General features: G+C 61.8%; 7 protein-coding genes and 2 pseudogenes. 2 read left to right on the top strand and 7 right to left on the bottom strand.

The window, feature by feature from the left end:
* Window positions 1–231 (bottom strand): annotated as a pseudogene (locus L9Z73_RS18915) (hypothetical protein); the annotation flags it as partial.
* Window positions 232–388: 157 nt separating this feature from the next.
* Between L9Z73_RS18915 and L9Z73_RS18910 the strand changes: the two are divergent.
* On the top strand, window positions 389–631 hold the full coding sequence (locus tag L9Z73_RS18910; RefSeq protein WP_247403974.1) for a hypothetical protein: 243 nt from the start codon (window positions 389–391) through the stop codon (window positions 629–631).
* A 54-nt stretch (window positions 632–685) separates the two neighbouring features.
* On the opposite strand, the gene pdxH is transcribed toward L9Z73_RS18910, so the two are convergent.
* From pdxH to dinG, 5 genes are all read right to left on the bottom strand, one after another.
* Window positions 686–1,333, bottom strand: coding sequence for a pyridoxamine 5'-phosphate oxidase (gene pdxH / locus L9Z73_RS18905; protein ID WP_247403970.1), 648 nt, complete (start codon window positions 1,331–1,333; stop codon window positions 686–688).
* A gap of 27 nt (window positions 1,334–1,360) precedes the next feature.
* Window positions 1,361–2,656, bottom strand: a complete 1,296-nt coding sequence (locus L9Z73_RS18900) for an OmpA family protein (RefSeq protein WP_247403967.1) — start codon at window positions 2,654–2,656, stop codon at window positions 1,361–1,363.
* A 142-nt stretch (window positions 2,657–2,798) separates the two neighbouring features.
* Window positions 2,799–3,944, bottom strand: a complete 1,146-nt coding sequence (locus tag L9Z73_RS18895) for a serine hydrolase domain-containing protein (RefSeq protein WP_247403964.1) — start codon at window positions 3,942–3,944, stop codon at window positions 2,799–2,801.
* Window positions 3,945–4,026: 82 nt separating this feature from the next.
* Window positions 4,027–6,324 (bottom strand): beta-galactosidase, encoded by a 2,298-nt coding sequence (locus tag L9Z73_RS18890; protein WP_247403961.1) that lies wholly within the window; start codon window positions 6,322–6,324, stop codon window positions 4,027–4,029.
* A 97-nt stretch (window positions 6,325–6,421) separates the two neighbouring features.
* Window positions 6,422–8,566 (bottom strand): ATP-dependent DNA helicase DinG, encoded by a 2,145-nt coding sequence (gene dinG / locus L9Z73_RS18885; protein ID WP_247403958.1) that lies wholly within the window; start codon window positions 8,564–8,566, stop codon window positions 6,422–6,424.
* A gap of 98 nt (window positions 8,567–8,664) precedes the next feature.
* On the opposite strand from dinG, the gene L9Z73_RS18880 reads away from it, so the two are divergent.
* Window positions 8,665–9,129 carry a CopD family protein gene (locus tag L9Z73_RS18880; RefSeq protein ID WP_247403955.1) on the top strand — a complete coding sequence of 155 codons (465 nt, stop codon included), beginning with the start codon at window positions 8,665–8,667 and terminating at the stop codon, window positions 9,127–9,129.
* Between the two features lie 102 nt (window positions 9,130–9,231).
* Here the strand turns inward: L9Z73_RS18880 and L9Z73_RS18875 are convergent.
* Window positions 9,232–9,442: pseudogene (locus L9Z73_RS18875) on the bottom strand (collagen-like protein); the annotation flags it as partial.

Genomic DNA, 9,442 nt, shown 5'->3' with positions numbered 1-9,442 from the left:
GATGGCGCTGCCGCCCACGCCGCCAATGACGGCGCCGGCTGCGCCGCCGATTGGGGTCTTGGTGCCTTCGATTTTCACCGGACGCAGGGATTCAATGGTGCCCATGCGAACGGTCTGCACACGACGCGCTTCGTCACGGGAGTACGAGTCGCCGGTCAGACTCGAGGCGCAGCCACCCAACAACAACGACAGGGTAGTAAAGCAGGCAACTAGTAAAACGGACTTACGCATAGCATCAACTCCAAAGGACAGGTGTTCATTAGACGCTGCGGCTTGACGCCTGTCACGACAAGCCCCGCAGAAAATTGCTTTCATTCAGCCCTAGTACAGAGTGCCAGCACCAGAAGACCCGACAAACGGTAGCACTCATTTTGTAAACAGGACGTTCATGGATTATTTCATCATTGTAGTCACTACCGTAGCCGGCTTGTATTTCCATGGCTGGTTGTACCTGCGCATCCGACGCTGGATCGACCGCGACCTGGCACTATCCCTGGCGGGCAACGACCTGCACAAGCGGGCCTTTATGCTGCAACAGCTGGAAAAAGCCCGCACCCTGAAGATCAACCGCCGCGATTTGCCGGCCTGGTTGAAAAACGCGGCGCAGCAGTACACGCCCGAGGCCTCTTGAAGAGAGGCTTCGGGGTGACAAACAACAGTCAGATGGGGTGACGAAAGACGACGATCAGGGTGCCAGACGCTCACGGGTCCAGTCGGCCCCTTGCAAACGGTAGTTCAGGCGGTCATGCAGGCGGCTAGCGCGGCCTTGCCAGAACTCGATGCGCTCGGGCAACAAGCGATAGCCGCCCCAGTGCTCGGGGCAGTGCGGCTGAGTGTCGCTAAAACGCTCTTCGGTGACCTTAAGCAAGTCGTGCAATTCTTCACGGTCACGGATGACCTTGCTCTGCGGAGAGGCCCACGCGCCCAGGCGGCTACCCAACGGGCGCACCTGGAAATAGGCGTCCGACTCTTCGGGCGTGACCTTGACCACCCGGCCCTCGATGCGCACCTGGCGCTCTAGGGTCGGCCAGAAAAAGGTCATGGCCGCGAAGGGCTGCGCCGCAAGCTGATCGCCCTTGGCGCTCTGATAGTTGGTGAAGAAGGTAAAGCCCTGTGCATCCAGGCCCTTGAGCAGCAGGATGCGACAGTGCGGGCGACCGTCCTCATCGACCGTGGCCAGGGTCATCGCATTGGCCTCCACCGGCGGCTGCTCGGTCTTCACCGCATCGCCAAACCATTGGTGGAACAAGGCGAACGGCTCGCTCGGGGCCTGGGCCTCGCTCAAACCATCCCGTGTGTAGTCACGGCGCATATCCGCCACTGCCTGGGTCATGCGACTTTATCCTTCTGGTTCAACGGATCAGTTTTTTGCCTGGTCGTTCGCAGCCGGTACAGCGGCCTTGGCTTTGGCTTTGGCCGGTGCTGGCTTCTTGGCAGCTGGTTTGGCCGGGGCTTTTTTCGCGGCTGGCTTAGCTGCGGCTTTCTTCGCGACCGCCTTTTTCGCTGGGGCTTTTGCGACCGGGGCGGGAACGTCCTGCACGGCAACCATTTCAGCCACAGGCGGCGTTTTGCCCGAGTTGTACTTGCTCAGCAAGGCCAACATAGTTGTACGCTGAGTAAACATAATTTCCATGCGACGGTTCAGCGCACGGCCCTGGGTACTGTCGTTGGCGGCACGTGGCATCATGTCGCCCATACCGCGCAACATCAGACGGTCTTGCTTGAGGCCGCTGAGACTGAAAATCGATGCGATGGACACCGCGCGCTCTTTGGTCAACGCCTGGCTCGCCGGAGCGCTGCCGGTGGCGTCAACGTGACCGAGGACCAGTACGGCGGTCTTCGGGTCAGCCTCAACAGCCTTGGCGACGCGAGTGAACGGGCCCAGGGTAACCGGCAGCAACATCGTCGGGCGTTTCGGGTTGTAGGAACCGTCTACCGGGGCAATCACCACCAGTACGTTGTCGCGACGTTCCAGTTGCAGGTTGCTGTCCTTGATGGCTGCGCGCAGGCGCGGCTCATAGTCGTCCAGCCAGGCTTGGGTAATTTTCGGGTCGGGCATCGGCACATTGGTCACGTCGACCTTGGCCAATGGCTTAGGCTTGGACGTGCTTTCGAACGGCCACCACCAATGGGTTTCGGAGTCGGTCTTGGCGACGACGGCAGCAGCAGGAGCAGCGGCTGGCGCCGGGGTTGCGGCCTTAAGGTCGGCCTTCAGGTCAGCCTTGGCATCAGCGGCCTTTTCGTCGGCGCTCTTGGAGGAGAACGGCCACCAGCTGGAGCCGGTATCCGCTTTGGCCTCCGGGGCAGCAGAAGCAGCTACCAGTGCAGCAGGCTTGGCGCTGGCAGCGGCAGCTACCGGTGCGGCAGGCTTGGCGCTGGCAGCAGCAGCTACCGGTGCAGCAGGCTTGGCGGCGGCGGCAGCTACCGGTGCGGCCGGCTTGGCGCTAGCGGCGGCAGTTACCGGCGCAGCAGGCTTGGCCCCGGCGGCGGGTTTGGCGTCCGGTTTGGCGTCGGTTTGGGTCACTGCGTCCTTGGTAGCAGCCTTGTCAGATCCAAATGACCACCAATGCCCGCCCTCGGCATCATTTTGTGGTGTTTGTGCGCAGCCAGTAATAGTGAGGCACAGCGCCAGTGCCAAGGACTTGTTCGATAACATGAGATATCCACAAAATGAGAAAAAACCGGGGGTCTGAATGACCCGTTAAACAGACGCGTCCAGAACATTAAAGTTACAATATTTCGCTTCGCGCCTTCTTATACTTGCCTTTGTAACAAAAAAACGTGAAACAGCAAGGGGTTTACAGACAACCGGCCAATATTCTGACCAACTTCTGCGCCCGCGGGTCCATAAGTACATAGGGCCCCATTGTATTAGTCGCAAAACCGAACGCTACATCATGTTCAGGGTCGGCAAACCCCACCGAACCACCCGCACCAGGATGTCCAAATGCACGCGGGCCAAGGCCGAAGGTCGCATTCGGCAGTTGCGGTTGATCCAACATGCAGCCCAGGCCGAAACGGGTTTGGGTCAATAAGGTTTTATCGGGCCCGATACTGTGTTCACGGGTCAACTGTTCGAGCATGTCGCTTTCCAGCAAACTACCGTCCAATAAACCACTATAAAAACCCGCCAGGCTGCGCGCATTACCGTGACCATTCGCCGCTGGCTGCTGCATACGCCGCCATTCGGGTTTATTAGTGCTGGTCAGAATAGACGGCGGATTGGCAAATGCCCGTGTCGTCATGGCCGCAGGTTCACGCATCATTACTTGCAGTAAACGTTGCGCTGCTTCATCGCCCATGTTGCCTTTGCCGCGCGCTATATGGGCCACGCGATAAAATTCTTCGTCCGCCAGGCCCACATGAAAGTCCAGCCCCAACGGGCGTGCAACCCGCGCCACGATGGACTCGCCCGGCCCGCGTCCGTCGGCACGGCGCAGCAATTCCCCGACCAACCAGCCATAGGTGATCGCCTCGTAGCCGTGGCCCTGGCCCGGCGTCCACCACGGGGCTTCGGCCGCCAAGGTGTCGACCATCAATGGCCAGTCGTACAGCGCTTCGGCGGGCAGCATTTCACGGATCGCCGGCAACCCGGCCTGGTGGCAGAGCAACTGGCGCAAGGTGATGGCTTCTTTACCGGCCGCGGCAAACGCCGGCCAGTAGTTGGCCACTGGCACATCCAGTTGCAGCTTGCCTTCGGCCACCAATTGCAGGGCCGCGACGGCGGTGAAGGTTTTGGTGCAGGAGAACAGATTGACAATGGTGTCGCTGTGCCACGCTTGCGCCCCATCCTTGTCAGCGGTGCCGGCCCACAGGTCGACCACGGTTTCCCCGCCGATCTGGATGCACAGCGCCGCACCACGCTCTTGCGGGTCATCGAACAACGCGGCGAACGCTTCACGTACCGCTTCGAACTGGAGCTCGTAATGACCCTGAACCTGCACCTAAGCCCCCTCGGAAAACGCTGTAAAAAGTGGCCGACATTGTTCCAGCCCTTGTAGGATTTGTGAACCCGTCAACGCTGAATCAATGACCATTTCCGGAATGCCCACCGGCATGTCCGGCGCCCTGCCCCGTACCTTTGCCGTCATGCCCCGGTTTGCTCCCTTCATGCTCGCGAACCGCACGGGCCGCCTTGGCTTTTTCGGCCTCCCTGCCCAGTTGGTCGACCGCCGCCAGGTTGCTTCTACGCACACTGTCGACAAAGCCCTGGAACGGCACATCGGTCATACCGACCAGACCGAAATGGCCGTTTTCGCCGTCCAGCAAGCGACCGGTCACCGGCTGGTCCAGATACTGGAACCAGTGCACACCGACAATCGACGGCTCGGCCATGGCCTGCTTGAGGAAGTTGGCATACGCGGCGCCGCGATCCTCTTCCCTGGCCAGTTGCGTTACACCGCCCCAAAACGGGCCGCGGTCAGCCGAGCCGAAGTTGAACTCGGTGATCAACACCGGCTTGTCCAGTGCGCGCAAGGCGGCGAAGTCATAGCCGTCCTGAGGTTTGAGGGTGTACATATTGAAGCTCAACACGTCGCAATACTGCGCACAGGACGCCACCGCTTCCGGGGTACTCACCGCATAACGCCCGCCCAGCAGCAACTGATTGGGCGCGTGCCACTTGAGCGCATCGGAGATGGTCTTGAAGTAGGTATCGGCAAAGGTCTTCTGGAAGTATTTGAAGTCGGCTTCGATTTCCGGATGCTCGGGGTTGGGCATCGGCGGCTCGAAGCCCGGGTCTTCCATCAACTCCCAGCCCGCCAGCTGGATGCCCCAGGCTTTCGACAGGCCTTCTTCGTTGCGGTATTTGTCACGCAATTGCTTGAGGAACGCACGCTTGGCGGGTACGTCGGTGGTCATGCGCAGGGTGCCGTAGGCCAAGGCGTAGCGGGACTTTGCATCCTCACCGGGACCGGCCCATGCCAGTTCGTTGTCGGCAAAGAAGCCGATCAACCACGGATCGTCGCGGTGATCACGGGCGGCGATGGCCACGGCGCGCTCGGTGGCCATGGCGAAACGCGGGTCGAACGGGTCAGGCATGCCGCCCCACCAGTCGGTGCCGGTACTGATGCTGGCGTAATCGCCGACGATCGACAGCGGCAAGGTGTACGGCACGCGGTCTGCGCTGGCCAGTTGCGCAGCACTCCAGTTGCCCACAGTGTTGAAACCCCAGGCCTGCAGGCGGTCGAGGGTGTGGCTGACCCAGCGCTTCTGGTCGAAACCTTCAGTGTCATAAGTGCGCTGCAGGTTGGCGCGGTAGAAATCGTACCAACGCCCCGCACCAAAGCTACGCCCTTCGCCGGCACCATTACCGGTGCGGTTGTCAGCGCTGCCGTAGTATTGGTCGAAGGGTTCACCGGCCTTGGGCAGCGCCGCGAACATCCATTCACGACCCGCCACGTAGGTCGGGTTGTTATCCGACGCCACGGTGTTGACGCCCAGGGAATAGAACGGATGCCCCTCCGGCGTCACCAAATACCAGCGACCGTCGCGCTTCTCGGTGTGGAAAAAGCCGCTGGCGTCGAACGCAGGGCCCTTGTTCCAACCGCCGTACTGGTCCAGGGAGGACTTATCCCGCTCGGCCAACCAAACCTTGAGTTGTTGCTGCTCCTTGGCAGCGGCGGCCTTGAGTTGCTCGTCGCTGCTGACTTTTTCCGGCCAGCGCGCGCGGGTGGACTGGCCATAGGCGTCCACCAGTTCGCTATAGGCCGCCTTGAGCACCGGCTCGCTGTCCTGCACGCCAAAGCGCTCCAGCAGAATGCTTTGGGCGACATTCGGCTTGATCATCGACAGGGTCACCGACACCACCTGGCTGCGGTCGATTTCCCCGGCACTGCTGGCCAGTAACACGCGCTGGCCGTCGACGCTGATCGGCATCGGCGGGCCGGCCTTCATGCCCTGGCTCAACGGCGAGTTGGCTTGCAGGGGGATCAACAGGGTCTGGGCCGGACCGGCTGGCAAGTCGATGCGGCTGACCAGGGTCTTGCCGTCATTGCTCTGCACCTTGACGTACAGGGTCAGCGCCCAGTCCATGGCGCTCTGGATACGCAGGCTCATGGCGCTGGATTGCGACCAGTCCCAGACGCCGGTCTGCGGGCTGAGCACCAGGCTCGGTTCGGCGGCCGGGTTGAAGGTGATGCGGCGCAGCACTTCGCCTTCAGGGGTTTGTTCGGCGTTGTATTGCGGCAGGCTGGCGTCCTGGGTCGCCACCTTGACCACATCGGCAGGCCGGACGAAGTTGAACAGCGTTTGTTGCCCGGCGGGCGCGGCCAACAGGGGCGCAGCGAACAGCAGGGCAAAAAGGGCGGGCAGCGTGCGAATCATACGAGCAAGGTTCTCCCAAACGGCCGATAAATGGCCTGATGACATAGAGCGAGGCAGTGAGATAGACCACGAAGTGGGCGAATTCGCCCACTGAGGCTTAAGAAATTTCGCGCCGGAACGGCGGCAAGGCATTCAAGATAGCCTTGCCATAACGCTGGGTGACCAGGCGGCGATCGAGCAAGGTGATGGTGCCCCGGTCTTCTTCGGTACGCAGCAAGCGCCCGCAGGCCTGCACCAGTTTCAGGGACGCATCCGGCACCGAGATTTCCATGAACGGGTTGCCACCGCGCGCTTCGATCCACTCGGCCAGGGCGGCCTCGACCGGATCATCCGGCACCGAGAACGGGATCTTGGCGATCACCACGTGTTCGCAATAGGCACCGGGCAAGTCCACGCCTTCGGCAAAGCTCGCCAGGCCGAACAGCACGCTGGAATCTCCGCCATCGACCCGCGCCTTGTGCTTGTTCAGGGTTTCCTGCTTGGACAGGTTGCCTTGGATAAACACCTGCTTGCGCCAGTCGCGGTCAAGGCCGTCGAACACGTCCTGCATCTGTTTGCGCGACGAGAACAGCACCAGTGTGCCGCGCGAACCTTCCACCAACTCCGGCAAGTCACGGATGATCGCCGCCGTGTGGGCCGGCGCATCCCGGGGGTCGGCCTTGAGGTCGGGGACGCGCAGCACGCCAGCATCGGCGTGATGGAACGGGCTCGGCACCACGGCGGTGACAGCCTTTTTCGGCAGGCCAGCACGCATGCGGAAGCGGTCGAAGGTGCCCAGAGCCGTCAGCGTGGCCGAGGTGACCAGGCAACCATAGGCCACGTTCCACAGGTTGCGCCGCAACATTTCCGCCGCGAGGATCGGGCTGGCGTTGACCTCGATGTCAAACAGCGCACCGCTTTCCGACAGGGTCAGCCAACGCGCCATGGGCGGGTTGTCTTCCGGGTCTTCGACGGTGAAAGCCGTCCACAACTCCCAGTTGCCCTGGGCACGGGACAACAGGCTGCCGAACAGTGGGTACCACTCCTCGGCCTGGTTACTGGCGATGCCGATGTTGACCTCGCCGTCCATGCCTTCCTTGAGCAGGTCGGTCAGGCGGGTGAAGAGGTCGGTCAGGCGCGAAAAGCCCTTCTTCAGCTCGACGCCCATTTCGCGCATGTGCTCGGGAATCAGTCCACCGACAAAGCGATGGCGCGGGCGCTCGCGGCCTTCGACGTCTTCGCCGGGCTTGAAGTCGGCGACCTGCTCGCAGGCGCTGAACATGAACTGCTGCTGGGTCTTGATCTCCCGCGCCAGCTCGGGTACCTGCTCGATCAGCTTGCCCAGGTCGCCGGGCAGCGGATGCTGGGCCAGCAGTTTGGTGAGGTTCTTGGCGGTGGTCTCCAACCAGTCGGCGGTGGAGCGCAAGCGCGTGTAGTGGGCGAAGTGGCCGATGGCCTTGTCGGGCAGGTGGTGGCCTTCGTCGAATACGTAAAGGGTGTCGCGCGGGTCCGGCAGCACGGCGCCGCCGCCCAGGGCTAGGTCGGCCAGGACCATGTCGTGGTTGGTGACGATCACGTCGACCTTGCCCATGCCTTCGCGCGCTTTATAGAAGGCGCACTGGCCGAAGTTGGGGCAATGACGGTTGGTGCATTGACTGTGGTCGGTGGTCAGGCGCGCCCAATCGGCGTCTTCCAGGGCGGTGGGCCAGCTGTCGCGGTCGCCGTCCCATTTATTGCCGGCCAGTTTCTCGATCATGCTGGTAAACAGCTTCTGGCTGACTTCATCGACTTCGATCTTGAAGCCTTCTTCTTCAAACAGCGACGCCGTGGCGGTTTGCGCGTGGCCTTCCTGCAGCAGCACGTCGAGCTTGGACAGGCACATATAGCGGCCGCGGCCCTTGGCCAAGGCGAAGGTGAAGTTCAGGCCGCTGTTGCGCATCAGGTCGGGCAGGTCTTTGTAGACGATCTGCTCCTGCAGGGCGACGGTGGCGGTAGCGATCACCAAGCGCTTGCCGGCAGCCTTGGCGGTGGGAATCGCCGCAATGCTGTAGGCCACGGTCTTGCCGGTGCCGGTGCCGGCCTCGACGGCCACGATCGCGGGGTCACCGCTGCGCCGGCCTTCGTCGTCGGTGTCGATATCCCCGAGGACCTTGGCCACTTCGGCGATCATCAGGCGTTGGCCGTAGCGCGGTTTCAAGCTCTTGGCTTCGAGAAAACGCGAATAGGCGCCCTGGATCGTGGTTTTGAGTTCAGTGCTGATCATGGATAGTCGGGCGCAAAAACGCTGGATAAATTTTCAGTGGTTCGGATCGGCAGCTATCATACCTCGCTAATTAATCCCGCGCAGAACGGAGTACCGCAATGACCGTGTTCAGCCTCGTTTACACCCTGCATGTATTGGCCGCCCTGATCTGGGTCGGCGGCATGTTTTTCGCCTGGATGATCCTGCGCCCCGCCGCTGTGGCGGCGCTTGAGGGTCCTGCCCGGCTCAAGCTGTGGGCAAATGTGTTTCAACGTTTTTTCGTGTGGGTCTGGGTGGCGGTACTGGTTTTGCCGATCAGCGGTGTCGGCCTGTTGCAACTGCGCTTCAGCGGGTTTGAAACCGCACCGCGTTACGTGCAGGTGATGATGGGTTTGTATGTGGTGATGACCGCGCTGTTTATCCGCATCCAGGCGTTGAAGTTCCCTGAATTGCGCACAGCGGTGGCGGCTGAGGATTGGCCGGCGGGTGCGGCTGCACTGGGGCAGATTCGCAAGTTGGTGGGCATTAACCTGATCGTGGGGTTGGTGGTGGTCGCGATTGCTTCGGCTCGGCCGTTGTTCTGAGACGCGCCTTAAACGGCCATCGGGAGCAAGCTCCCTGCCACATTTGAAATGCATTCCAAATGTGCGAGGGGGCTTGCTCCCGATGGCGTCAGATCGAACGACTCAAAGTCGCTGAATGGTCACAGTTCCCGCAGGACCAGCCGGCCCCGGTTGCCCTTCCAGCCCTGGCCGGCCTTTGTCACCACCATCGGCGCGGTACACCAGGCAACCCTTGGATTGCCCACCCCTTCCAGGCTTGCCCGCCGTCCCTGCCAAGCCGCCCGCGCCGCCATCGACCCAGATCTTGATCTTGTCGCTCGGGAAGTCCTGCGGC

Origin of the sequence: Pseudomonas emilianonis (assembly GCF_023072625.1) — a bacterium.
GTDB classification, from domain to species: Bacteria; Pseudomonadota; Gammaproteobacteria; order Pseudomonadales; family Pseudomonadaceae; genus Aquipseudomonas; species Aquipseudomonas paraveronii.
The sequence above is the reverse complement of the archived record's forward strand: the minus strand, read 5'-3'. Positions and strand labels throughout refer to the sequence as shown.